The organism is Gordonia sp. DT101 (assembly GCF_049844895.1).
GTDB lineage: Bacteria > Actinomycetota > Actinomycetes > Mycobacteriales > Mycobacteriaceae > Gordonia.
Genome location: NZ_JBNCLX010000003.1, coordinates 213,105 through 237,246, shown reverse-complemented (window position 1 = coordinate 237,246; position 24,142 = coordinate 213,105). Strand labels below are relative to the sequence as shown.

The window sequence follows — 24,142 nt, the reverse complement described above, 5'->3', positions numbered from 1 at the left end:
CGGGTGCCACACACCGCGCTGCGACCGACAGTGGTCGACCTCGCGTTCGGTCAGGTGTCGGTCTCGGGTGGGCGATCGGCGGACGTGACCGGTTTGCTGGAGGCGGTCGACGCGCCGACGGTGATGGTCGCGGGTACCCGCCGATACGGTCACCAGGCGTGGCAGGCCGTATTGCGAGATCTGCACCTGCCCGAGGCGGGCCCCGACGGTCCGCTGCCGATGGTGGTCGGGTATCCCAGCACCTGGGGACGTGTGCGTTCGTCGGTGCTCGACCGCGCGACCGAGGACATCGGCGCAGCGGTCACCCTCGTTCCTCGGGCGGTGCTCATCGCGCGGAGCCACTCCGACGGGGCGATGCAACGGTGCGCAGTCGTCGAGACGACCCATTTTCCCGGCGTGCCGGTGGATCCGGCCCGGCCGAGGAGTGCGCGCTGGGATGTCGCCCGGCTGCGCCGCACATCGGCCGGATGGGAGATCGAGGCCGCGGACGTCCTCGAACCGGAGTCCGACGATATGCCCGCCCGCACGGAGGCCATCGTCGACGACTCGGTCGAGGCGGTCTTCGTCGACGGGGCTGACCCCGCGGAGGTGGCCCGGGCCATCGACGTCGTCGCCACGCACGCGCTGGCCGGGCGGGTGGTGGCGGTCGATCGGCAACTGATCCGACGCTACGGATGGCGAACCGGCCGGCCCGAGGGCACCGATCGCCTGATCGGTGCGGTCGAACGGCCCGCGCAGGATGCACCGGGGCCGACGCGCAGCCGTACCGGGCGGTGGATCGTCGCCGCGGGGGTGACCGCGGTGGCGGTGGCGTTGGTGGCCGGTGTGGTCGGCTTTCTCCAACGCGGCCCCGAGGGGCCGCCCGTCGAGCAGACGGTGGCACTCGGACGTACCACCATCGACGTCCCCGCCGACTGGCGGCGCAGCGAGCTGGGACGACGACCCGACGATGGGGGAACGGACGAGCCCTCGCGCTCGGTGTTCGCCGATCGTGCCGACGGTCGCCGGATTCTGGTGGTCCAGAGCGACGTGCGGACCGACTCGACCCTGGCATCGGTGGCGACCAGTCTCGGCAACCGGATCCGCCAGCGTGGCGACGATGTGGTGACCGAGTTCTCGGCCATCACCCGTTTCATGGGCCGCGACGTGATCAGCTACCGCGAGGCGCCCGCGTCGGGCAGCGCGATCCGCTGGTACGTGCTCGTCGAGCACGGACTGCAGGTGTCGGTCGGATGCCAGGCGGGTACGGCCGGGGAGTCGGTCGACGCCGAATGCGCTCATGCGGTGTCGTCGGTGCGGATCGCGCCGCAGTGATCGCTCCGCGTTTTGACCCTGATCAGGGGCTTCGCGTAGTCTGGATCGCTGGTGCGTGGCATCTCCTCGCCGGGGAACCGGAGGAGATAGTCGAGGCCCGGGTCCCCACTGGTCGCCGGGAGCAAACTCTGCCATTCGCCTGACCAGCACCCAACGACAAAGAGTCGAGGACAACTGTGCCCACCTACACCCCGAAGGCCGGTGACATCACGCACGCGTGGCATGTCATCGATGCCACCGACGTGGTGCTCGGCCGTCTCGCCGTGCAGAGCGCGAACCTGCTCCGCGGCAAGCACAAGCCGACCTATGCGCCCCACGCCGATGGCGGCGACTTCGTCATCATCATCAACGCCGAAAAGGTCGCGATGACCAGCAACAAAGCCGAGCGCAAGCTGAACTACCGCCACTCCGGACATCCGGGTGGGCTCACGGTCCAGACCACTGCCGAACTGCTCGAGAGCCACCCCGAGCGCGTGGTCGAGAAGGCCATCAAGGGCATGCTGCCGCACACCAAGCTCGGTAACGCCATGGCGTCCAAGCTGAAGGTCTATGCCGGCCCGAACCATCCCCACGCGGCTCAGCGGCCCGTGCCCTTCGAGATCAAGCAGGTGGCCCAGTGACGAACGAGAACATCAACGACCCGGCCGTCGAAGCTGCCGTGGAGAACGCCGAAGAGGTCCAGGCTGCCGCCGGTGACGACACCGCTGCCGCGGAGACCGCTGTCGAGCAGGCCGTCGAGTCGGTCGAAACCGCGTCCGACGACTACGACACCGACGTCGAGGCCGCACCGGCCGACTCGCGTGAGCCGGTCGTCATCGACCGTCCGATCCAGACCGTCGGCCGCCGCAAGGAAGCCATCGTGCGCGTGCGTCTCGTCCCGGGGTCAGGTCAGTTCCAGCTCAACGGCCGCACCCTGGAGGAGTACTTCCCCAACAAGGTGCACCAGCAGCTGATCAAGGCCCCGCTGGTCACCGTCGAGCGCACCGAGTCGTTCGACATCTTCGCCAAGCTCGTCGGCGGCGGTCCCTCGGGCCAGGCCGGCGCGCTGCGTCTGGGTATTGCCCGCGCGCTGATCGAGGTCACCCCGGATGATCGTCCCGCCCTCAAGAAGGCCGGCTTCCTCACCCGTGACCCGCGTGCGGTGGAGCGCAAGAAGTACGGCCTGAAGAAGGCCCGTAAGGCGTCGCAGTACTCCAAGCGCTGATCTTGGCACGCCTTTTCGGAACCGACGGCGTCCGGGGCCTGGCCAACGACGAGCTCACTCCCGAGCTCGCGTTGCGCCTGGCCTCGGCCGCCGCGGTCGTTTTCGAGGCCGGCTCCGCGAGCGAAGCGAGCGGACGTCCGCGCGCAGTGGTCGGCCGTGATCCCCGCGCCTCCGGCGAGATGCTCGAGGCCGCGGTGTGTGCGGGGCTGGCGGCCACCGGTGTCGACGCGATCCGCGTCGGCGTGGTGCCGACTCCCGCTGTCGCATTCCTGACGGCCGATTACCGCGCCGATTTCGGCGTGATGATCTCGGCGTCGCACAATCCCATGCCCGACAACGGGATCAAGTTCTTCTCGGACGGCGGCCACAAACTCGACGATGCGGTCGAGGACCGGATCGAGGCCGCGATGGCCGACGACGACTTCGCCCGTCCGATCGGCGCAGCCGTGGGTCGTGTGGTGGACGCGTCCGATGCGGGCGACCGTTATCGCGCGCACCTCGCCGCCGCGATCGGACATCGCCTCGACGGCCTCACCGTGGTCGTGGACTGCGCCCATGGCGCCGCTTTCGAGCTGGCGCCACAGGCCTACGCGGACGCGGGCGCCGACGTCATCGCGATCCACGCGGAGCCCGACGGCCTCAACATCAACGAGGACTGCGGATCCACCCACATGGACAAGCTCCGTGCGGCGGTGCTCGAGCACGGTGCCGATCTGGGATTGGCCCATGACGGTGACGCCGATCGTTGCCTCGCGGTCGACTCGACCGGGCAGGTCGTCGACGGGGACGCCATCATGGCGATCCTCGCGACCGCGTTGCGGTCCCGGGATCGCCTGCGCGACAACGTCCTCGTCGCCACCGTGATGAGCAACCTCGGCCTGCACATCGCCATGCGCGAGGCGGGGATCACGCTGCGGACGACAGCCGTCGGCGACCGGTACGTCCTCGAGGAGTTGCGTCGTGGCAACTATTCGCTCGGTGGGGAACAGTCCGGGCACATCGTGGTTCCCGGCTCCGGGACCACCGGTGACGGCATCCTGACCGGCCTGCTCCTGATGGAGCAGATGGCTGTGACAGGCGACCGCATCGCCGACCTCGCGGGCATCATGACGGTTCTCCCGCAGGAACTCATCAACGTCCGGGTCGCGGACAAACACGCGGTTGCCCAATCACAGATAGTCAAGCAGGCGGTGACCGACGCGGAGGCCGAACTCGGCGACCACGGCCGGGTGCTGTTGCGTCCGTCGGGAACCGAGCAACTCGTACGCGTGATGGTCGAGGCCGGCTCTGCCGACACCGCGCGGGTGGTGGCACGTCGGATCGTCGACGTGGTCGAGGCTGCGGGCTCGTGAGCACTCCCAAGGCGGTCCTGTTCGACTTCTCGGGCACTCTCTTCCGGTTCGAGGCGCGCGACGACTGGTTCGACGGTCTGCACGACGAGGACGGCAACGCGCTGCATCTGGACGCGCAGGCGGTCCTGATCCGGCGGATGACCCAACCCGTCGGTCTGCCGACGGTCATCGAGGACGACGACCGGATTGCCTGGGAGCAAAGGGATCTCGACCCAAAGCAGCACCGGCGCGCATATCTGGCGATGCTGCGCGCGTCGGGGCTGACCGCGCCAGGCCACGCCGAGCAGCTCTACGCCAGGGTTCTCGATCCGCATTCGTGGCAGATCTTCCCGGACACCGAGGCGGTGCTGCGCGGTCTGCGCGCCGCCGCCATCCCCGTCGGTGTCGTCAGCAACATCGCCTTCGATCTGCGCGCGGTGCTCGCGCTGCACGGTGTCGACGACCTCGTCGACGAGTACGCCCTGTCCTATGAGGTCGGTGCGATCAAACCCAACCCGCGAATCTTCCACGCGGCACTCGACCCGCTCGGCGTCGCGCCGTACGACGCGCTGATGGTGGGTGACAGCGCGGAGGCCGACGGCGGTTCTCGCCATCTCGGCTGTGCGTTCGAGCTGGTCCAGGACGCGCCGGTATCGGAACGACCGTCGGCGCTCGTCGACGCCGTCATGCGCCACGGCGTGGTCCTGCCGAACTGACTTTCTCGGCCGGGAACCAGCCCTTGCCGTCGCGCGTCTAAACTTCGACGCCACACCCGTGTTCATGTGCTCGAATTCACTCGACCCGTGTCGCGCAGCGGGAGAAGGGGGACCGATGGCCGATTCGCAGATGTCCGTCGACGTCGACGAGGTCTCGAAGGTGGTGGCGTTCTATCGCCGCGCCGCCGATGTCGTCGGCTCGGCCGCCGAGGACATCCGGGCTCACGAACTCGGTCGTTGGGCGATCGGCGAGGAGTACCGGGAGATGGGCGAACGGTACCGGGAGATGGGCCGCGTCATCACGGGGCGACTCGCGGACCAGGCGCAGGCCGCCGACCGACTGGCCGATGCCCTGGGACGGGGCATCGCGATCATCGAGGCCGCCGATGCCGACAACGCGACCGGCGTGACCCGCAGTGTGGGCAGGCATCGCGCCGACGGTTCCGGTGCCGTGTGACAGGGGATTCGCTTTCGGCGCTGCGCGACCAGGCCGTCTCCGGGATCGAGGATCTGGTCGAGGTGCTGGCGCTTGGCGCGGCGCTGGGAGCGCAAACGGCAGGCGAGGAGGACGTGCACCGGCCGTTCCGGAGGGTCGGTTCGTTCGACGTCGCGGGCCTCGCCGCCGACAGCCGCCGCCTCGACGCGGCGCACCGTGCCGTCGCCGACCAGCTGCACCGGCTACCCGAACAGCAGGTCCGGCTCGGTCGCGGCTGGGTGAGCAAGTCGGGCGCGCGGGCGGTGGCCGCGGTCGTCGATCACCAGTGGCGCGCCGAAGCGGACCTGCATGTGTTGCGGACCCTGGCCGAGGCCACCGGGTCCGCGGCGTCGGGGATCGATCAGCTGTTGCGGACGTGGTATCTCACGGTCGCCCAACTGGCGTCCCCGCTGGTGGCCGGCGTCCCGGTGGCCGCGGTCCCAGGGGCGATCGTGGCGGGAGAACTCCCAGCCGTAATCGTGATCGACGACATCGCGTCGAGGGCCGGCCTGTATTTCACCACGGCTCATGCCACTGTCTCCGGGATCGACGAGATCCTGCGGCATCTCGATCGCGTCACCGAGGCGATGGATGTCGAACCGTACCCCCAGGCCGGCAACCCTCCGACCGAGACGGAGGGACGGGCACCGGACACTGTGGTCACGCCACCGGAGGCAGCGACGGCGCCGGCCGGCCGGTCGGCCGGGGGTGGCGAGGCGCCCGGCGACGACGATGTGCCGGCACCGTCCCGCAATCGCCCCGACGTCCCGTTGCAACTGACACCGGACGCCGGTGCCGACCCACCGGAACCGCAGGCGCCGGTATCCGCGAATCCACTCGCCGAGGACACCGCGCTCGCCGCGCCGGCTCGTGCTCCCGAGCCGGGCGCCGTAGCCCCGGTCCGCCCGGACGCGCATGAGTCCACGCCACCGTCGGCAGGCGACCTGGCACTGGCCGGCGACGAATGAGAGCGGGTCGATCGTGAATCTCGCAGACCAGATCGAGGCCGTCGCACGGCGAGCGACCGCAGAGGTCGTCGCGGCATCCCACGCGTACGCGGCGACCCAGCGGCGTCTCGCCTCGGACCTCGCCGACTTCCGTTCCGCGAGCGCCGCCCCGGACCAGCGACTGCGGGAGAAGCTGCAGACCGACGCGGACATTGCCGATACCGCCACGCCGCGAATTCTCTTACCCGCCGACGTGGCCGAGGCCAGTCCACATCGATCGGCCCCGGACGAATAGGCTGTCGGTGTGCCGGCAGCGAAACCAGGGCAGACGAGATCTGAGCGGACGACACGGGGCGCGAAGCCGTCCCGATCGGCCGACAAGCTGATGGCGCCGTTGTCGCGCCGCGGGCCTCACCGCGTCCTGTGTGGCGACCTCGGGATCGTCGGCATGCGCGGGCAGGTGTTCGCGCCGGAATCGGGGCGGAGACTCCCCGCCATCGCCCTCGGACACACGTGGATGGCCGACAGTCGCAGGTACCGGGATCTCCTCTACCACTTCGCGTCCTGGGGTTTCGTGACCGTCGCGCCGGACGAGAACACCGGCTTCTTCGCCTCCGATGTCGGCTTGGCGGCCGACCTGCGGGCTGCCCTCGGAGTCGTCGCGCGGGTCCCCCTCGGGTCCGGAGCGGTGACCGTCGATCCGGATCGGATCGGACTCGTCGGCCACGGTTTCGGCGCGGCGGCCGCCGTGATGGCGGCTGCGGATCAACCGATCCTGGGGCAACCGGCACCTGCGGTGGCGGGCGTGGTCGCAGTGTTCCCGGCACCGACGACGTCGATGCTGTTGCCGGCCGCCGGCCTGGTCACCGCGCCCGGACTGATTGTGGCGGGCGCTGGTGAACTCAACACCGTGGAGGCCAACGCCCTGCCCCTGGCACAGGCCTATGCCGGCGATGTGGCGTTGCGCACTGTTCCCAAGGGGAACGCACGGGATCTGCTGGAACGTCGGACGGTCAAGTCCCTGGTCGGGATGAACGGGTCGGACCGTGCCGTCCACGGCCTCGTCCGCGCAGCCTGCACCGGATTTCTGCTGCACACCGTGGCCGGCGACACCGAGTACCAAGGGTTCTCCGACGCGGATTCCAGCCTGGGCAAACTGGGCGTGATCGATCTGGCCGACCCGCCCGTGCAGCCGGTGGATCCGGTGTCACACCTGCTGGGGGTCAAACCAAGCAAGCGGCGCACCCGAAAGAGCTGACTTCACAGGTACGCTGACTGTCTATGTGTGGAATCGTCGGATACGTCGGGCGGCGCGATGCGCTGGACATCGTGGTCGAGGCACTTCGGCGGATGGAATACCGCGGATATGACTCGGCCGGGGTGGCCATTCTCGACGGGCACGGCAACACCGTGGTCGAGAAGAAGGCCGGTCGGCTCGAGAACCTCGACAAGCAGATCGCCACGGTCGGACCGGACAACCTGGTGGGCAGCACCGGGATGGGGCACACCCGCTGGGCCACGCACGGCCAGCCCACCGATCGCAACGCGCATCCACACCTGAGCACCGACGGCAGGATCGCCGTGGTCCACAACGGCATCATCGAGAACTACGCCGTTCTGCGCACCGAACTCGAGGATGCCGGTATCGAGTTCCTCTCCGACACCGACACCGAGACCGCGGTGCACCTGCTCGAGAGCTACTACGCGAACGGGCCCACCGCCGGTGATTTCGTCTCCAGTGCCTACGCCGCGCTGCGTCGCCTCGAAGGTGCCTTCACTCTCGTCTTCACCCACTCCGATCACCCGGACACCATCGTCGCCGCACGTCGATCCACCCCGCTGGTGGTGGGCGTCGGTGACGGCGAGATGTTCGTGAGCTCGGATGTGACGGCGTTCATCGAGCACACCCGAAATGCGGTCGAGCTCGGGCAGGACGAGGTCGTGGTGATCACCGCCGACTACTACCGGATCTCCGATTTCGACGGAGACCCGCGCGCGGGCAAGCCCTTTCACATCGACTGGGACCTCGCCGCGGCCGAGAAGGGCGGCTACGACTTCTTCATGCTGAAGGAGATCGCCGAGCAGCCCGCCGCGCTCGCCGACACCCTCCTCGGCCACCTCGAGGGCGGACGCATCGTTCTCGACGAACAGCGACTCACCGACGACGACCTCCGCGACGTCGACAAGGTCTTCGTCGTCGCCTGTGGCACCGCCTATCACGCGGGGCTGCTGGCCAAGTACGCCATCGAGCACTGGACGCGGCTCCCGGTGGAGGTCGAGCTCGCGAGCGAGTTCCGCTACCGCGACCCGGTGCTGGACCGTTCGACGCTGGTTGTCGCGATCTCACAATCCGGGGAGACCGCCGACACGCTGGAGGCGGTCCGCCACGCCAAGGACCAAAAAGCCCGGGTGCTGGCCATCTGCAACACCAACGGCGCACAGATCCCGCGCGAGTCCGACGCCGTGCTCTACACCCATGCGGGTCCGGAGATCGGCGTCGCGTCGACGAAGTGTTTCCTCGCGCAGATCGTCGCGGCCTACCTGGTCGGTCTCGCCCTCGCCCAGGCCCGCGGCACCAAGTACGCCGACGAGGTCGCGCGCGAGTTCGCGGCGCTGGAGCTGATGTCGAAGGCCGTCGAGGAAGTCCTCACGACCATGGAGCCGGTCCAGGAGCTGGCACGGTCGCTCGCGCACCACAACACGGTGCTCTTCATCGGCAGGCACGTCGGCTATCCGGTGGCGCTCGAGGGAGCCCTCAAACTGAAGGAACTCGCGTACATGCACGCGGAGGGATTCGCGGCGGGCGAACTGAAGCATGGTCCGATCGCCCTGATCGAAGACGGTCTGCCGGTGATCATCGTGATGCCATCTGCGGACGGCCGGGCTTTGCTGCATTCCAAGATGGTGAGCAACATCCGGGAGATCCAGGCACGTGGGGCGCGCACGATCGTGATCGCCGAGGAGGACGACCTCTCGGCGGCGAGCGTTGCCGACCACCTGATCCCCATCCCGAAGACACCGACCCTTCTGCAACCGCTGGTGTCGACCGTCCCGCTGCAGGTGTTCGCGGCCACCGTCGCGCAGACGCGTGGTTACGACGTGGACAAGCCGCGGAACCTGGCCAAGTCGGTCACCGTCGAGTAGTTCCCGGCCCATGTCGATCCGTTACCTCACCGCCGACGCCGTCCGGCGCGTGGAACAGGCGACCGGGGACCTGCTGACCGGCGGCACCCTCATGCGGCGCGCCGCCGCCGGCGTGGCGCAGGTGGTGATCCGCGAGCTCGGCGCGACGGGCGGCTGTTACGGACGCCGCGTCGGTGGAGTCGTCGGCGCCGGTGACAACGGCGGCGACGCACTCTATGCGCTGGCAGTTCTCGCGCGCCGCGGAGTGGCATGCAGCGCCGTGCTGCTGAACCCGGACAAGGCTCACCCTGGCGGTCTCGCGGCGTTCTGTCGCGCCGGCGGTCGTATCGCCGAGACCCTCCCGAGAGGACTCGATCTGGTGATCGACGGGGTTGTCGGGATCGGAGGACGTGGACCGTTGCGATCGGCGGCCGCCGAGCAGTTCGCCCGTCTGGTACCCGCCGACGCCGGGGGGCCGGCGATCGTGGCCGTCGACCTCCCGTCCGGAGTCGACGCCGACACCGGTGAGGTCCATGACCCGGCCGTGCATGCCACCATCACCGTCACGTTCGGCGTGCCCCGAAACGCCCACCTGTTGGCTGCGCCGCAATGCGGCCGAGTCGAGGTGATCGACATCGGCATCGACCGGTCCGGGCCCGCCGATGGTCCCGCGCCCCGGCTCTCGGCACTCACCGACGACGACGTCGCGCGGCTGTGGCCGGTCCCCGGACTTCATGACGACAAGTACAGCCAGGGCGTGATCGGGGTGATCGCCGGGTCGGCGCGGTACCCGGGAGCGGCGATCCTGGCGACGGGTGCGGCGGTGAGTGCGACGTCGGGCATGACCCGTTATGTCGGGACGGCCGCCGACGAGGTGGTCTCGCATTTCCCGGAGGTGGTCGCGGCCAGGTCGCTCGACGATGCGGGACGTGTGCAGGCGTGGGTGGTGGGACCCGGCATGGGCACCGACGACGACGCGCTGGACGTGCTGCGTACGGTGCTCGCGACCGATCTACCGGTGCTCGTCGACGCCGACGGCCTCACACTGGTCGCTGCTCATCCCGAACTCGTGTCGGAGCGACCGGCCCCGACGCTGCTGACCCCGCACGCGGGCGAGTACGCACGACTGGCGGGCAAAGACGTCGGCGCCGACCGATTGCAGGCAGTCGCCGACCTGGCGGCGAAGTGGCAGGTCACGGTGCTTCTCAAGGGGCGGATCACGCTCGTCGCGGACCCTTCGGGTGATGTCCTCGGCAACGACGCCGGTTCCTCGTGGGCGGCCACGGCCGGGGCCGGTGACGTGCTCTCGGGAATCGCCGGCGCCCTGATGGCGTCGGGGCTCACCCCGTCCCTGGCCGGAGCCGCCGCCGCGCGGGTACACGGGCACGCGGCCGATCTGGCCGCCCGAGGCGCGCCGATCGGGGCGTCTGCCCTCCTGGGCGCGGTCCGATCGGCGGTGCGGGCGATCCGCGAGGCCTCTGCGATCGGGTGAGTGTGGTCCTCACACGGCATTGCCGCGGCAGTGATCCCGGACACATCGGCGGCCGCGCGCACGTGCAATGCACTCGCCCGCATCTGGGATAATGGACGCGATGACCTCACCTGCCCTGGCCGCGACCATCGATCTCGACGCGATCGCCCACAACGTCGGCGTGGTGCGCACCGCCGCACGCGCCGATGTCCTGGCGGTGGTGAAGGCCGATGCCTATGGGCACGGTGTCCTACCCGTCGCGCGAACCGCGCTGGCAGCCGGTGCCGCCGAACTGGGTGTGGCGCATGTCGGCGAGGCGGTCGCATTGCGGGCCGACGGGATCGCCGCGCATATCACCGCGTGGCTACACACTCCCGCTACCGATTTCGGCGCGGCGATCGCGCACGACATCGACATCGCCGTGTCATCGTCGCGTCAGCTGGCCGCGGTCGTCGCCGCGGCGGAGGCCCGCTCCACCACGGCCACGGTGACGGTCAAGGTGGACACCGGACTCAATCGCAGCGGTGTCGCCGTCGACGAGTGGGCCGACTTCGCCGAATCCCTGGCCAAGGCCAAGGCCGACGGTGCGGTGTCGGTCCGGGCGATCATGTGTCACCTCGCGCGTGGCGATGAGCCCGACCATCCGTTGAATTCCGAACAGGCGCAACGTCTCGACCTCGCCGCCGACGACCTGCGCAGGCTCGATGCCGGACCGGAGGTGATGCACATCGCCAATTCTCCTGCCGCACTGACACGTCCAGACCTCGCGCGCGATCTGGTCCGGCCCGGGATCGCCCTCTACGGCCGGACGCCGGTGCCCGAGCGCGGCGATTTCGGCCTGATTCCCGCGATGACGCTGACCGCCCAGGTCTCGCTGATCAAGAAACTCGCTGCCGGAGAAGGGGTTTCCTACAGCCACACCTGGATCGCGCCGACCGACACAACCATCGCGATCCTGCCTGCCGGCTACGCAGACGGCGTGCCGCGGCTGCTCTCCGGCAAGTTCACGGTCCGGATCAACGGACGATCGTTTCCGGGCGTGGGCCGGATCTGCATGGACCAGATGGTCGTCGACATCGGTCCGGACGGTGGAGGAGTGGCCGAGGGCGACCGGGCAGAGCTGTTCGGTACCGGTCGAGACGGCGGGCCGACCGCCAAGGACTGGGCGGATGCCATCGGCACCATCGACTACGAGATCGTCTCGGGAATCGGTCGCCGGGCAGTGCGCGAATACGTCGGGGGCGTCCGTGGATGACTCGGAGCGCATCGGCTGGATGGCCGGGGTCACCGGTGTCGCCGCGCTCGGGGCCGTCGCTGCCGGCGGGGTCGCCCGCAACGTGGCGCGCCGTCGGACCACAAACCGGGCGGATCCATTTGCGGGCGTGGACTTCACCACGATCTATGACGACACCGCGAGCACCGTCACCACCGACGACGGGATCGATCTGGCGGTCCGCACGGTGGTCACCGGCCCGGCGGGAGCAGAGCCGGACAGGATCGAGCCGGAGCTGACCGTCATCTTCGTCCACGGGTTCAGCCTGCGAATGGCCAGCTGGCATTTCCAGCGTCACGAGTTGGCACAGCGCTGGGCAGACCGATGCATCCGGATGGTGTTCTTCGATCATCGCGGTCACGGGCGGAGCGGTCCGGCGCCGGCCGAGACCTGCACCATCACCCGCCTCGGCGACGACATCGGCGCGGTGATCCGCGCTGCCGCGCCGACCGGACCGCTTGTACTGGTGGGTCATTCGATGGGTGGGATGGCGTTGATGGGGCTGGCGCGCCGCGACCCGGCACTCTTCGCCCCCGACGGCCGGGCCAGTGGCGTCGCCTTGGTGGCGACGGCCTCGCGCGGTCTGACCGAGGCCGGCCTCGGCGAAGGCCTGTCGAATCCGTTGCTCGACGCCTTCCGGCTGTCCGTCCGTCATGTCCCGGCTCTGGTACGGGCCGGTCGCGGCCTCACCCGTCAGGTATTGGAACCCGTACTGGTGGCGGCGAGCTTCGGCCCCGACTTCTACAGCCCGAATGCCGGACGTGCCGTCGAGAAGATGATCCAGAACACGCCGATCGAGACCATTGTGAATTTCTTGCACGCCCTGGAGGATCACGACGAATCCATGGCCCTGCCGGTCCTCGCCCGGGTGCCGTCGGTGGTGGTGTGCGGCAACGCGGATCGGCTGACACCGTTACCGAGGTCGATGCGGATGTACGGGGAACTCAGAGAGGACTCGCGACTCGTCGTGGTCGAGGGGGCGGGTCACATGGTGCAGATGGAGAGGCCGGACGTGGTGACCGATGCGATCGTCGATCTGGTGGACCGCGCGCGGACGGCGACGCCGCAGCCCCGCCGTCGCCGGTGGTGGCGAAGGCGGGTGCCAGGATGAGCGGACCCGTGGAGGCAGGTGCGGCAGGTGCGCGAACGCTGGCGGAGGTCGCCGACACCGAGGATCTGGGGAGGGAACTGGCGGCCACTCTGGGCGCCGGCGACCTGGTGATCCTCGACGGCCCGTTGGGCGCAGGCAAGACGGCGATGGCCCGGGGCATCGGGGCCGGACTGCAGGTTCTCGGCCGGGTGTCGTCGCCGACGTTCATCATCGCGCGTGAGCATCGGCCGTCGCGGCCGGGACTCCCCGGCATGATTCACGTCGATGCCTATCGGCTCGGCGGTCTCGACGAACTCGATGCGCTGGACCTCGATTCCGACCTGACGGGTGCGGTGATCGTGGTGGAGTGGGGTGACGGAGTCGCCGAACGTCTCGCCGATCGGCATCTGCGGGTACGACTGCGACGGGAGCCCGAATCGGAAGTCCGTCGCGCCGAGTGGGAATGGGTGGAGCACTGATGTGGGTATTGACCATCGACACCGCGACCGACTCGGTGGTGACCGGCGTCGCGCGGCTGCGCCCCGACGACAGCTGCGCGCCGGAGGTGTCGGCCGAGCGTGTCGCGTCGGACGGGCGCCGACATGCCGAGGTGCTCACCACGCTCATCGGTGAGGTCCTGAGCGATTCGGGCGTCGCGCGCTCCGATCTCGCCGCGGTGGTCGTCGGGTGTGGACCGGGACCTTTCACCGGGTTGCGCGTGGGGATGGCGACCGGGGCGGCCTTCGCGGACGCGCTGGGGCTGCCCGTGTACGGCGTGTGTTCGCTGGACGCGGTCGCGGAGCAGGAGTTCATGGACGGGGCAGATGGCGGCTCGATGCTGGTGGTGACCGATGCCCGACGCCGTGAGGTCTATTGGGCCCGGTACGTGGACGGGCGGCGGGTGAGTGGCCCGGAGGTCGTCGCGCCGGCCCGGCTCGTCGACGACCTCGCCTCGACACCCATCGATCTCGTGGTCGGATCACCGGCGCACACCGAGCTCTTCGGCCGCCGTGTCGGGACCGCGACGGTACCGTCGGTGGCCGGTCTGTTGGCAGCCGCGTCCGACGATCTGCGTACCGGCGCGCGGCCGGAACCACTGGTCCCGCTGTATCTTCGGCGCCCGGACGCCGTGGAGTCCAAGGACCGTCGGGCACCGGCCGGACAGAAGCGAGAGGTGACACGATGACGACGTCTGAGCTGCTGATCGACGACCTCGACTACACCGACATCCCCCGCTGCGCCGCGTTGGAGAGGGAGATGTTCGCCGACGATTCGCCTTGGCCCGCCACGGCTTTCCGCGCAGAGCTCAACGCTCCCTACAACCGGTACTTCGCGGCCCGCGAACGGCCCGGCGGAGAAGTCGTGGGCTACGCGGGCGTATCGACCCTGGGGTCGGCGGGTTCGTTCGAGTGTGAGATCCACACGATCGCCGTCGCGCCGTCGCATCGTGGCCGGGGTTACGGACGCGCTTTGCTGATGGCGCTGCTCGACGTCGCCGACGATTGTGGCGCACCGGTTTTCCTCGAGGTGCGCACCGACAACGACACCGCCATCGATCTGTACGCGAGACAGGGGTTCGTCCGGTCGGGCATCCGCCGCAACTACTATCAACCGTCGGGTGCCGACGCCTACACGATGATCCGACCGGTCACGCCGGAATCCGCCGTACCGGAGTCAGCCGCACGGGAGTCAGCCGCACCGGAGTCAGGGAGTGCCCCATGATCGTGATGGGAATCGAGAGTTCGTGTGACGAGACCGGAGTCGGCATCGTCCGGTGGGACCCGGACGGCATCGGCGACGGCGGGAAGGGGACTGCGGCACTGCTCGCCGACGAGGTCGCGTCCAGTGTCGAGGAGCATGCGCGGTTCGGCGGTGTGGTCCCCGAGATCGCGTCACGAGCGCACCTCGAGGCGATCGTGCCGACCATGCAGCGTGCCCGAGAAGTCGCCGGAATCGACCGCCCCGATGCGATCGCGGTGACGATCGGCCCGGGTCTGGCCGGCGCCCTGCTGGTCGGTGTCGCGGCCGCGAAGGCTTATGCGTTGGCCTGGGATGTCCCGCTCTTCGCCATGAATCACCTCGGCGGTCACGTCGCGGTCGACACACTGGAGCACGGGCCGATGCCGGAGTGCGTCGCCCTCCTGGTCTCCGGTGGCCACACCCACCTGCTGCACGTGACCGACCTGGCGTCGCCGATCACCGAACTCGGCACCACGGTCGACGATGCGGCGGGGGAGGCCTTCGACAAGGTGGCCCGCCTTCTCGATCTCGGATTCCCGGGTGGTCCGGCGCTGGATCGTGTTGCAGCCGGGGGCGATCCGAGTGCGATCCCGTTCCCGCGCGGGATGACCGGACCCCGTGACGCACGCTACGACTTCTCTTTCAGTGGTCTCAAGACGTCGGTCGCACGCCATGTCGAGAAATGCGAGCGCGACGGTGTCGAGGTGCCGGTCGCCGACGTGGCGGCGTCTTTTCAGGAGGCGGTTGCCGACGTCCTGACGATGAAGGCGCTCCGTGCCTGCTCGGACCTCGGGGTCGACACTCTGGTACTCGGCGGTGGTGCCACCGCCAATTCGCGCATCCGATCGCTGGCACAGGAAAGGTGCGCGGCGGCGGGCATCACTCTGCGGGTGCCCCGGCCTCGCCTCTGCACCGACAACGGCGTGATGATCGCGACGTTGGGTGCGCATGTCATCGCCGGAGGAGCCGAGCCGTCCCCACTGACGGTAGCCACCGATCCGGGGATGTCGGTGCAGGTCAGTCAGCTCTGACGCTGCAACAGCTCGCGGCAACCGAGTGAATGGTCGGCCAGTACCGCGCGCTGGGTCGGGCGCGCACGCCGGTACCGGTCCTCGCCGTTCTCGGTGAGCTGGGCGAACACCGACCGCCGATCCGACTGGCACATCGTCCTGCTCGCGAGGCCGTCCTTCTCCAGGCGCGCGACCACACGCGACAGAGCGCTCTGACTGAGATGGACGTGCTCGGCGAGCTCACTCATCCGTAGACTGTGTTCATCTGCTGCCCAGAGCAATTCGAGTACCTCGAACTCGCTGGCGGAGATCTTGTGATTGGCCTGCAGTTCGCGGTCGAGGGCGCAGGAGACCCGGTGGTATCGAACCGACAGGTCATGCCAGGCCGCGGCAAGCGCATCCTGATCGGTTCCCTCGGTCATGCCCGACACCTTACCACATGCAAATGCATTTAATGCAAAATCATTAAATGCGCAAGAAATAGGTGTAGACACATTACATGCGCACGCATATTACCGGCAGGTCGGCTGGGCTGCCTGCCGGTCTGATCGTCGCCGCCGGCGCGATCCGGATGGACCGCGTCCTGGACCGGGTGCCGACGCCCTGGTTGCTCGTCGGCGGATTCGCGGTCACCTTCCCGTCGGTCCCGTCCCAGGGCACCGCGGGTGTCGACGATACGGAGCAGGGCCTGGCCTCAGGGCTGGTCAGCACCAGCGTCCAGGTGGGCGGGCGGTGGTGATGGCGGTGGTCACCGCGATCCTCGCGAGCACCGACGATTCCGGTCCCGGCGAGCTCCTCGGCGGAATGTCGACGGTGAACTGAGTGGTCGCCGGCCTGTCGATCATCGGACTCGTCGGTGCGATCGCGATGGCGACTTGGTCGCGAAAGAGCCGTACGCAGGTGCTACGGACCCGGTTCCGGCGCTCGTGACCTCACTCGCAGGCGAGGCCGACTGATTTCGCAGCCTCCGCCCTTGAGTGCTGGCACTCTCGTGTATAGAGTGCTAGTCGGCACTGCGTGAAGCCTCGGCACCCGCGACGACGGGGCTTTGTCCAGCGCCATGAACATCCGAACCACCGTTCGAACTCACTCAGTACGAAAGTTGAGGACTCACATCGTGGCGAGCGTGAACATCAAGCCGCTTGAGGACAAGATCCTGGTGCAGGCCGTGGAGGCAGAGACGACCACCGCGTCCGGTCTGGTCATCCCGGACACCGCCAAGGAGAAGCCGCAGGAAGGCACCGTCATCGCCGTCGGCGAGGGCCGGGTTACCGAGCAGGGCAACCGCGTCCCGGTCGACGTCAAGGAAGGTGACACCGTCATCTACAGCAAGTACGGAGGCACCGAGATCAAGTACGCCGGCGAGGAGTACCTGATCCTCTCGGCGCGCGACGTGCTGGCCGTCATCGGCAAGTAAGACCCGCGAATCACTTCGCGTGTCCACCGCCCCGGAGCCCTCGTCGGGCGCCGGGGCGGTGCTGATTCTCCAAGCTGTTCCGCACTCTGAAAGAGACCCATGTCCAAACAGATCGAATTCGATGATGTAGCGCGCCGCGCACTCGAGCGCGGCATCAATCAACTGGCCGACACGGTGAAGGTCACCCTCGGCCCCCGCGGCCGGCATGTGGTGCTGGCCAAGGCGTTCGGCGGACCGAGCGTCACCAACGACGGCGTCACCATCGCCCGCGACATCGACCTCGAGGATGCCTTCGAGAACCTCGGTGCCCAGCTCGTGAAGTCGGTGGCCACCAAGACCAACGACGTCGCGGGAGACGGCACCACGACGGCGACCGTGCTCGCGCAGGCGATGGTCTCGGCCGGTCTGCGCAACGTCACGGCGGGCGCCAACCCGATCGCGCTCGGTGTCGGAATCGGCAAGGCCGCGGACGCGATCAGCGCCGAACTGCTTCGGGTGGCGACCCCGGTCGACGGTGAGAAGGCGATCGGCCAGGTCGCGACCGTCTCGTCACGTGACGAGGAGGTCGGCGTGATGGTCGGCAAGGCGATGACCCGGGTGGGTGGCGACGGCGTCGTCACCGTCGAGGAGGGCTCCGGTCTGGAGACCGACCTCGAGATCACCGAGGGCGTCCAGTTCGACAAGGGCTTCCTGTCGCCGTATTTCGTCACGGATGCCGACAGCCAGGAGGCCGTGCTGGAGGACGCATTGGTTCTCCTCTACCGCGACAAGATCAGCTCGCTGCCGGACTTCCTGCCGCTACTGGAGAAGATCGCCTCCGAGGGCAAGTCGGTGCTGATCATCGCCGAGGACGTGGAGGGCGAGCCGCTCTCGACTCTCGTCGTGAACTCCATCCGCAAGACCATCAAGGCCGTGGCGGTCAAGGCGCCGTTCTTCGGGGACCGCCGGAAGGCGTTCCTGGAGGACTTGGCGGTCGTCACCGGCGCGACGGTGATCTCCTCCGACATCGGCATGTCCCTCGCCGAGACCGGACTCGACGCGCTCGGTTCGGTCCGCCGCGTGGTCGTGAGCAAGGACACGACCACTCTGGTCGAGGGTGCCGGCACCAAGGACGACATCGCGAACCGTGCCGAGCAACTGCGTCGTGAGATCGAGCAGAGCGATTCCGACTGGGACCGCGAGAAGCTGGCCGAGCGCTTGGCCAAGCTCGCCGGTGGCGTTGCCGTGATCCGCGTGGGTGCTGCCACCGAGACCGCGCTCAAGGAGCGCAAGCACCGCGTCGAGGATGCGGTGGCGGCGGCCAAGGCCGCGGTCGAGGAGGGCATCGTCATCGGCGGTGGCTCCGCGATCGTGCAAGCGGCTTCGGTGCTGGATGCGCTGGCGGCGGACCTACCCGACGACGAGGCGCTCGGCGTGCGCGTCGTTCGTGACGCGGCCCGCGCCCCGCTCTATTGGATTGCCGGCAACGCGGGCGTCGACGGCGCCGTTGTGGTCGCGAAGGTCACCGAGTCCGATCAGGGACTGGGCTTCAACGCGGCCACGCTCACCTACGGTGATCTGCTCGCCGACGGGATCATCGATCCCGTGAAGGTGACACGGTCGGCCGTGGTGAATGCGGCATCCGTCGCGCGGATGGTGTTGACCACCGAGACCGCCATCACCGACCGGCCGGAAGCGGCCGCGGCCGGCGGGCACGGTCACGCCCACTGACGTCGGCGACACCCGCACAACCCCTCGGGGGCATCGATCCAGCAGGATCGATGCCCCCGAGGGCGTTGGGAAGGGGTCCGCGTGCCGGCTAGCCGGCCATCCGGCGTCCGACGCCGCGCTTCATCAACATGCTGCGTTCGGACTCGGAGAGCCCGCCCCAGATGCCGTAGGGCTCGGCGACCGCGAGTGCATGTTCACGGCATTGGGCGATCACCGGGCACTGGTGGCACATTTCCTTGGCACGGCGCTCCCGCTGGGCGCGCGCACGGCCGCGCTCACCGTCGGGATGGAAGAACATCGACGATTCCACTCCGCGACAGAGACCCTTCATCTGCCAGTCCCAGATGTCGGCGTTCGGGCCGGGAAGAAGATTTGGCTGAGGCATGACAGCGACTCCTTGTCTGCGAGTGGCACTCGTATTCATCAGTGCAACCACACAGTAGGCAAGCAAAAGAAATGGAGTCAATCCCGCCAAATGCATGCTCAATGATGGTGAAACTTCGAGAAATGTTAACTCTGTGTTGTGGAAACGGACCGGTCTAGCATATAGCCCACACTGGGTGGGTCAGGCCCCTGGTGCGGGTCGGATTACCCTATCTGAACTGCGACTTCCCTTGCCCGGAGGAGTGTTTCGGCAACCATGGAAGCTCGTCTCCGGCAGGATCCGTGACGGGCTCGGCGTAACACGGGAGAAATGTGCAGAATATTCGTGCGTGATCTGGGGGTGGAATTAATGTTTGTGACGGCAGGTTAATTTTATGCAAACTGGAACCGGTTACATTCCATTTGGCGTTGGCGTGAGCGCAAGAAAATAGGGTCTGATATGGGCAAACGTACGGACGGGTATGCGTTGTGGGACCGAGCCGTGCATCGGGGAGGTATAGGTCACACCGCAGCCGCGTTCGCGTTGCTCGACGGTGCGGACCGGCTGGGGCGGGTGCACGGTGATGATGTGCTCTCGTCGCTGGCCTTCTCGACCCGGGCTTCCCTGCTGCGGCAGGCGGGCCGTCACCGGCACGCGTCGACGTTCGACGGACGCGCCCTGCTGTTGGTGGGCGTCGCGCACCCGGACGGTAGCGAGTGGCGGGCAGGCGCCCCGGTCGAGTGGCGGCGAGCCGCCCTGTTGGACGCATTGGTCGGGCTCGCCGCCGATCATCTCGGCCGACTCCGTCTGCCGGCCACCGCACGACTGCTGGACCGTGCCCGCGACCATGCCGACCCCGATGACGGCGGGTGGCTCGCCGGTCGCCGTCCCCGGCTCCGCATCGAATGGGTCTCTGCCGAGCTGGCCATGTACGGCGGCGACGTGGCGAAAGCGCTCGGACACGCCGAGGCCGGTTGTCGATTGGCAGAGTTCGGCGACACCCCGGAGCGACATCGGGTGAAGACGACCCTCATCGCGGCCGCGGCGGCGGCGACCGCGGGTGACGTGCATCACGCCGCAGAGCTCGCGTGCGAGGTGACCAGGCGCGCGGCCGATGCCGACCTGACGCCGTTGCGGTGGGCCTCGCTGGCATTGCGGAACGGCCTCGACCCGGCAGATGAGGAGGTCAGGAAGGAACTGGCATGGACGCGATCCGAACTCATCTCTCGAGGCGTGCCATTCGACAACGCGTGACGGCGGTGGGTGCGTCGAGCGTCGGGTTCGATCGCTAAGGTGACGTGGGGGAAGCGGCACACCGGCAACACCACGACCACATGTAACACGGGGATCTCGACTGACGATGAAACTGACGGGTGTTGAGCTCGACGAGGCTGTCCGTGCCGCGGGGCACGGCGATCGCGCGGCGCTCACGTCAGTTCTCGAAAGTGTGCAGGATCCGATCCTGCGTTACTGCCGAGGGCGAATTGGAGTCGGAGAACGCCATCTGTTCTCCGCCGACGATATCGCGCAGGAGGCGTTGATGGCGGTGATGACAGCGCTGCCCCGGTATCAGGACCAGGGCAGGCCGTTCATGGCATTCGTCTACGGGATCGCTGCACACAAGGTGGCCGATGCCATGCGCGTGGCAGGCCGGGTCAAGGCCGATCCGGTGGAGACCCTTCCCGAGGCGATGTCGTTCACGGGCGGACCCGAACAGTCGGCGCTCGACGCCGATGCCAGTCGCCGGATGCGTGCGCTGTTGACGATCCTCCCGGAGAAGCAGCGTGAGGTGCTGGTCCTCCGACTCGTGGTCGGACTGTCGGCCGAGGAGACCGCCGATGCCATCGGCAGCACCGCAGGCGCGGTGCGAGTGGCGCAGCACCGCGCGTTGGCGAAGTTGAAAGACCAATTGAGGAAGGCGGGTGAGGTCGATGAACGACAAACATGATCCTGCCGAGCCCGGTTGGGACGTGACTGAGCCCATCGACATGACGTCGGTGCATGTCGACGACGAGTTCCTCGACTCGCTGTCGCAGGACCTTCCTGTCCCCACCCACGACGACACCGAGTACCAACTCGCCGAACTGCTGTCGGGTTGGCGCCACGAGGCGCTCACCGCGCCGCTGCCGGAGCTGCCGACCGTCGATGAGGTCGAGTCGGCGATCGCCGCCACCGAGCGTGCGCGTCGCGGCCGGGGCGTCATCCGTCACCTCCGCGTCGCATCCGGTGCCGCGGCGATCGTCGTGATCGCCGGTGCGGGCCTGACCGTGCTCGCCGAGGGATCCTCGCCCGGCGATCCGCTGTGGGGTGTCAAGCGGGTCGTGTTCTCCGAGGCTGCGTCCCAGACACAGGCATCGATGGATGTGCAGTCGAATCTGGAAAAGGCCGAGGCCGCCATGGCCTCCGGCGATCCAGAGCAGGCGGCCGAGCTGATCGCCAAAGCGCAGAAGGACCTCGGGCCAATGCGTGACTCCGAGACGCTCAATCGCATGAAGGAGTGGATCGAACGGCTCCGCGCGCAGACCGCGACGTCGGGAGCATCGTCCACCTCGGGGTCGATATCGGTCTCGCCGAGTCAGCGACCGAGCGAGGGGGCCAAGGGGCCGACTGCGCCGCCCCGTGACCTCCGCCGTTCGCGCGGCGACGACGGCTCGTCATCCGTCACCGTCACGAAGCCTGCACCACCGCCGCCCGCGACCTCCGATGTCCCGACCAGCGATGGCGGTCACCAAGGTCCGGGCAACACGGGGAGCCCGGAACCATCGACGCCCCCGGATATCCGGACCACGACCCCGACGACCACCGCCACGTCGTCACCGGTCGAACGGAATGACGGGGCAGGCGGGCAGGAGTCGGACTTCCCGACCACGATCTCGCCGTCGTCGTGAGACCGGCTCAGCGTTCGTCATCGACGTGACTGTGCGCATCCGCATAGCCACGGCAGTAATCCCAGGTCACATAGGCGTCAGGTCGCGGGTCCACCGCCGGCTCATGCGGCCGGACGGTTCCGTCTATCAGTAGCTGCAGCAGGTTGGCGCGCAGCATGTCCCAGTCGTGGTAATGGTCCTCGTGGCAGTCGTCGCACACCACGACGAGTCCGCGGATCCCCCGGTGGGCGAGCAGCGCTTCGTAGACCGCAAGGTCGGCCAGATCCTCCTCGACCGCCATCCGCTCGTTCTCGTCGAGCGGGATGCCGGGTTCCACCGAGTCGAGCGCCGACGCCGGATCGCTGGGGTCATCCGCGAACGGGTCTGGCGGGAGGCCGGGTGGTAGGTGGTCACGCACACAACCACGGTAACCGATGAAACGGTCAGGGTGGGGTGAGGACTCCACAGTCTCCCGGCGTGTGGAACGAACCCCGCGGGGTGACCCTCACCACTGCGGTGCTGCCGATACGATGGACAGATGACGCACGTTCGCACCGGGGGAGACGACCCCGGCAAGGTCGCGATGCTCGGCCTCACCTTCGACGACGTCCTGTTGCTTCCCGCGGCCTCCGACGTCATCCCCAGTGACGCGGACACGTCGTCGCGGGTCACCAAGAACATCACCCTCAAGGTGCCTCTGGTGAGTTCGGCGATGGACACCGTCACCGAGGCGAGAATGGCCATCGCGATGGCCCGCGCCGGTGGCATGGGGGTGCTGCACCGCAACCTGTCGATAGAGGACCAGGCCGGTCAGGTCGAGACGGTCAAACGGTCCGAGGCCGGCATGGTCACCGACCCGGTCACCTGTTCGCCGACCGACACGCTGGCCGAGGTCGACGCCATGTGTGCGCGGTACCGGATCTCCGGTCTTCCCGTGGTGGACGACGCGGGCGAGCTCATCGGCATCATCACCAACCGTGACATGCGGTTCGAGGTGGACCTGTCGCGTCCGGTCTCCGAGGTCATGACGAAGGCCCCGCTGATCACCGCACAAGAGGGGGTGTCCGCCGAAGCCGCCCTCGGCCTGCTGCGCCGGAACAAGATCGAGAAGCTGCCGATCGTCGACGGCAACGGCAAACTCACCGGTCTGATCACCGTCAAGGACTTCGTCAAGACCGAGCAGCATCCGCTGGCGACCAAGGACGCCGACGGCCGACTGCTGGTCGGAGCTGCGGTTGGCACCGGAGACCCGCAGTGGGATCGTGCGATGGCGCTGGCCGATGCCGGCGCCGACGTGATCATCGTGGACACCGCGCACGCCCACAATCGCCTGGTGCTCGACATGGTCTCGAAGCTCAAGGCCGAAGTTGGCGAGCGGGTACAGATCGTCGGCGGTAACGTCGCCACCCGCGAGGCCGCCCTCGCGCTCGTCGAGGCCGGTGCCGACGCGGTGAAGGTCGGTGTCGGGCCCGGTTCCATCTGCACCACCCGAGTGGTCGCCGGCGTCGGCGCACCACAGATCACCGCGATCCTCGAGGCCGTGGCCGTGTGCAAGGAGCACGACGTGCCGGTCATGGCGGACGGCGGGCTGCAGTACTCCGGCGACATCGCCAAGGCGCTCGCGGCCGGCGCGTCGACCGCAATGCTGGGTTCGTTGCTGGCCGGGACGGCCGAGGCGCCCGGTGAGCTGATCCTCGTGAACGGCAAGCAGTTCAAGAGTTATCGCGGCATGGGCTCGCTCGGTGCGATGCAGGGACGCGGACAGGCCAAGTCGTTCTCCAAGGATCGCTACTTCCAGGATGACGTCCTCAACGAGGAGAAACTCGTCCCGGAGGGCATCGAGGGGCGGGTGCCGTTCCGTGGACCGCTCACCCAGGTGATCCATCAGCTCGTCGGCGGTCTTCGTGCTGCGATGGGCTACACCGGGGCGTCGACGATCGCCGACCTCCAGCATGCCCAGTTCGTGCAGATCACCTCGGCAGGCCTCAAGGAGTCGCATCCACACGACATCACCCTCACCACCGAGGCGCCGAACTACTATTCTCGCTGAAGCTCGTAAGATTCGGCGGATCGGTCCGGTCGGGTCGACC

26 protein-coding genes and 1 pseudogene are annotated in these 24,142 nt (G+C 68.3%); 24 read left to right on the top strand and 3 right to left on the bottom strand.

Annotated features, from left to right (window positions below):
* Positions 1-3: 3 nt before the first annotated feature.
* The 17 genes from ACLQ3I_RS12415 (at position 4) to tsaD (ending at position 15,715) form a co-directional block, all read left to right on the top strand.
* Positions 4-1,314 carry a type VII secretion-associated protein gene (locus tag ACLQ3I_RS12415; protein ID WP_425802208.1) on the top strand — a complete coding sequence of 437 codons (1,311 nt, stop codon included), beginning with the start codon at positions 4-6 and terminating at the stop codon, positions 1,312-1,314.
* Between the two features lie 176 nt (positions 1,315-1,490).
* A complete protein-coding gene (gene rplM / locus ACLQ3I_RS12410) occupies positions 1,491-1,934 on the top strand; it encodes a 50S ribosomal protein L13 (protein ID WP_425788284.1) in 444 nt (147 codons plus the stop codon).
* Entirely contained in the window at positions 1,931-2,518 is a 588-nt protein-coding gene (gene rpsI, locus ACLQ3I_RS12405) for a 30S ribosomal protein S9 (protein ID WP_425788282.1), read from the top strand. Before rplM ends, rpsI begins: the two co-directional genes overlap by 4 nt.
* A 2-nt stretch (positions 2,519-2,520) precedes the next feature.
* Complete coding sequence (gene glmM / locus ACLQ3I_RS12400; protein ID WP_425802205.1) at positions 2,521-3,870, top strand: phosphoglucosamine mutase; 1,350 nt, start codon at positions 2,521-2,523, stop codon at positions 3,868-3,870.
* Positions 3,867-4,565 carry an HAD family hydrolase gene (locus tag ACLQ3I_RS12395; protein WP_425788278.1) on the top strand — a complete coding sequence of 233 codons (699 nt, stop codon included), beginning with the start codon at positions 3,867-3,869 and terminating at the stop codon, positions 4,563-4,565. Before glmM ends, ACLQ3I_RS12395 begins: the two co-directional genes overlap by 4 nt.
* Before the next feature lie 115 nt (positions 4,566-4,680).
* Entirely contained in the window at positions 4,681-5,022 is a 342-nt protein-coding gene (locus ACLQ3I_RS12390) for a hypothetical protein (protein ID WP_425788276.1), read from the top strand.
* Positions 5,019-6,008 carry a hypothetical protein gene (locus tag ACLQ3I_RS12385; RefSeq protein ID WP_425802202.1) on the top strand — a complete coding sequence of 330 codons (990 nt, stop codon included), beginning with the start codon at positions 5,019-5,021 and terminating at the stop codon, positions 6,006-6,008. The genes ACLQ3I_RS12390 and ACLQ3I_RS12385 overlap by 4 nt, the downstream gene beginning before the upstream one ends.
* 13 nt (positions 6,009-6,021) lie before the next feature.
* Positions 6,022-6,282 carry a hypothetical protein gene (locus ACLQ3I_RS12380; protein ID WP_425788272.1) on the top strand — a complete coding sequence of 87 codons (261 nt, stop codon included), beginning with the start codon at positions 6,022-6,024 and terminating at the stop codon, positions 6,280-6,282.
* Positions 6,283-6,372: 90 nt separating this feature from the next.
* On the top strand, positions 6,373-7,245 hold the full coding sequence (locus ACLQ3I_RS12375) for a dienelactone hydrolase family protein (RefSeq protein WP_425802805.1): 873 nt from the start codon (positions 6,373-6,375) through the stop codon (positions 7,243-7,245).
* Positions 7,246-7,268: 23 nt separating this feature from the next.
* Positions 7,269-9,131, top strand: coding sequence for a glutamine--fructose-6-phosphate transaminase (isomerizing) (gene glmS, locus ACLQ3I_RS12370; RefSeq protein ID WP_425788270.1), 1,863 nt, complete (start codon positions 7,269-7,271; stop codon positions 9,129-9,131).
* A gap of 10 nt (positions 9,132-9,141) precedes the next feature.
* Positions 9,142-10,602, top strand: a complete 1,461-nt coding sequence (locus ACLQ3I_RS12365) for an NAD(P)H-hydrate dehydratase (RefSeq protein WP_425802199.1) — start codon at positions 9,142-9,144, stop codon at positions 10,600-10,602.
* 100 nt (positions 10,603-10,702) lie between these two features.
* Complete coding sequence (alr, locus tag ACLQ3I_RS12360; RefSeq protein WP_425802196.1) at positions 10,703-11,836, top strand: alanine racemase; 1,134 nt, start codon at positions 10,703-10,705, stop codon at positions 11,834-11,836.
* A gap of 19 nt (positions 11,837-11,855) precedes the next feature.
* The gene (locus ACLQ3I_RS12355) at positions 11,856-12,965 is read left to right on the top strand and encodes an alpha/beta fold hydrolase (protein ID WP_425790411.1); all 1,110 of its coding nucleotides are present in this window, start codon (positions 11,856-11,858) and stop codon (positions 12,963-12,965) included.
* Positions 12,962-13,423, top strand: coding sequence for a tRNA (adenosine(37)-N6)-threonylcarbamoyltransferase complex ATPase subunit type 1 TsaE (tsaE, locus tag ACLQ3I_RS12350; protein ID WP_425788264.1), 462 nt, complete (start codon positions 12,962-12,964; stop codon positions 13,421-13,423). Before ACLQ3I_RS12355 ends, tsaE begins: the two co-directional genes overlap by 4 nt.
* On the top strand, positions 13,423-14,130 hold the full coding sequence (gene tsaB / locus ACLQ3I_RS12345; protein ID WP_425802194.1) for a tRNA (adenosine(37)-N6)-threonylcarbamoyltransferase complex dimerization subunit type 1 TsaB: 708 nt from the start codon (positions 13,423-13,425) through the stop codon (positions 14,128-14,130). Before tsaE ends, tsaB begins: the two co-directional genes overlap by 1 nt.
* Entirely contained in the window at positions 14,127-14,666 is a 540-nt protein-coding gene (gene rimI, locus ACLQ3I_RS12340; RefSeq protein WP_425802191.1) for a ribosomal protein S18-alanine N-acetyltransferase, read from the top strand. The genes tsaB and rimI overlap by 4 nt, the downstream gene beginning before the upstream one ends.
* Positions 14,663-15,715, top strand: a complete 1,053-nt coding sequence (gene tsaD, locus ACLQ3I_RS12335; protein WP_425788258.1) for a tRNA (adenosine(37)-N6)-threonylcarbamoyltransferase complex transferase subunit TsaD — start codon at positions 14,663-14,665, stop codon at positions 15,713-15,715. The genes rimI and tsaD overlap by 4 nt, the downstream gene beginning before the upstream one ends.
* Here tsaD and ACLQ3I_RS12330 read toward each other — a convergent pair.
* Entirely contained in the window at positions 15,706-16,116 is a 411-nt protein-coding gene (locus ACLQ3I_RS12330; RefSeq protein ID WP_425802188.1) for a MarR family winged helix-turn-helix transcriptional regulator, read from the bottom strand. The genes tsaD and ACLQ3I_RS12330 overlap by 10 nt on opposite strands.
* Before the next feature lie 110 nt (positions 16,117-16,226).
* Between ACLQ3I_RS12330 and ACLQ3I_RS12325 the strand changes: the two are divergent.
* The 3 genes and pseudogenes from ACLQ3I_RS12325 to groL all read left to right on the top strand — a co-directional run.
* Positions 16,227-16,624, top strand: a pseudogene (locus tag ACLQ3I_RS12325) (MFS transporter); the annotation flags it as partial.
* A gap of 187 nt (positions 16,625-16,811) precedes the next feature.
* A complete protein-coding gene (gene groES / locus ACLQ3I_RS12320; RefSeq protein WP_006334733.1) occupies positions 16,812-17,111 on the top strand; it encodes a co-chaperone GroES in 300 nt (99 codons plus the stop codon).
* 99 nt (positions 17,112-17,210) lie between these two features.
* Positions 17,211-18,821 carry a chaperonin GroEL gene (gene groL / locus ACLQ3I_RS12315; protein ID WP_425788254.1) on the top strand — a complete coding sequence of 537 codons (1,611 nt, stop codon included), beginning with the start codon at positions 17,211-17,213 and terminating at the stop codon, positions 18,819-18,821.
* A gap of 88 nt (positions 18,822-18,909) precedes the next feature.
* On the opposite strand, the gene ACLQ3I_RS12310 is transcribed toward groL, so the two are convergent.
* On the bottom strand, positions 18,910-19,206 hold the full coding sequence (locus ACLQ3I_RS12310) for a WhiB family transcriptional regulator (RefSeq protein WP_164307028.1): 297 nt from the start codon (positions 19,204-19,206) through the stop codon (positions 18,910-18,912).
* A gap of 438 nt (positions 19,207-19,644) precedes the next feature.
* On the opposite strand from ACLQ3I_RS12310, the gene ACLQ3I_RS12305 reads away from it, so the two are divergent.
* The 3 genes from ACLQ3I_RS12305 (at position 19,645) to ACLQ3I_RS12295 (ending at position 22,073) form a co-directional block, all read left to right on the top strand.
* Complete coding sequence (locus tag ACLQ3I_RS12305; RefSeq protein ID WP_425788251.1) at positions 19,645-20,439, top strand: hypothetical protein; 795 nt, start codon at positions 19,645-19,647, stop codon at positions 20,437-20,439.
* A 106-nt stretch (positions 20,440-20,545) separates the two neighbouring features.
* On the top strand, positions 20,546-21,133 hold the full coding sequence (shbA, locus tag ACLQ3I_RS12300) for an RNA polymerase sigma factor ShbA (protein WP_425788249.1): 588 nt from the start codon (positions 20,546-20,548) through the stop codon (positions 21,131-21,133).
* Positions 21,117-22,073: an anti-sigma-D factor RsdA gene (locus ACLQ3I_RS12295; RefSeq protein ID WP_425788247.1), complete on the top strand. Its 957-nt coding sequence runs from the start codon at positions 21,117-21,119 to the stop codon at positions 22,071-22,073. The genes shbA and ACLQ3I_RS12295 overlap by 17 nt, the downstream gene beginning before the upstream one ends.
* Before the next feature lie 7 nt (positions 22,074-22,080).
* Here the strand turns inward: ACLQ3I_RS12295 and ACLQ3I_RS12290 are convergent, their stop codons facing one another.
* Entirely contained in the window at positions 22,081-22,470 is a 390-nt protein-coding gene (locus ACLQ3I_RS12290) for a DUF5319 domain-containing protein (RefSeq protein WP_267628165.1), read from the bottom strand.
* Positions 22,471-22,590: 120 nt separating this feature from the next.
* Here ACLQ3I_RS12290 and guaB point away from each other — a divergent pair, with 120 nt between their 5' ends.
* Positions 22,591-24,102 (top strand): IMP dehydrogenase, encoded by a 1,512-nt coding sequence (gene guaB / locus ACLQ3I_RS12285; RefSeq protein ID WP_425802186.1) that lies wholly within the window; start codon positions 22,591-22,593, stop codon positions 24,100-24,102.
* The last annotated feature ends 40 nt before the right edge of the window (positions 24,103-24,142 follow it).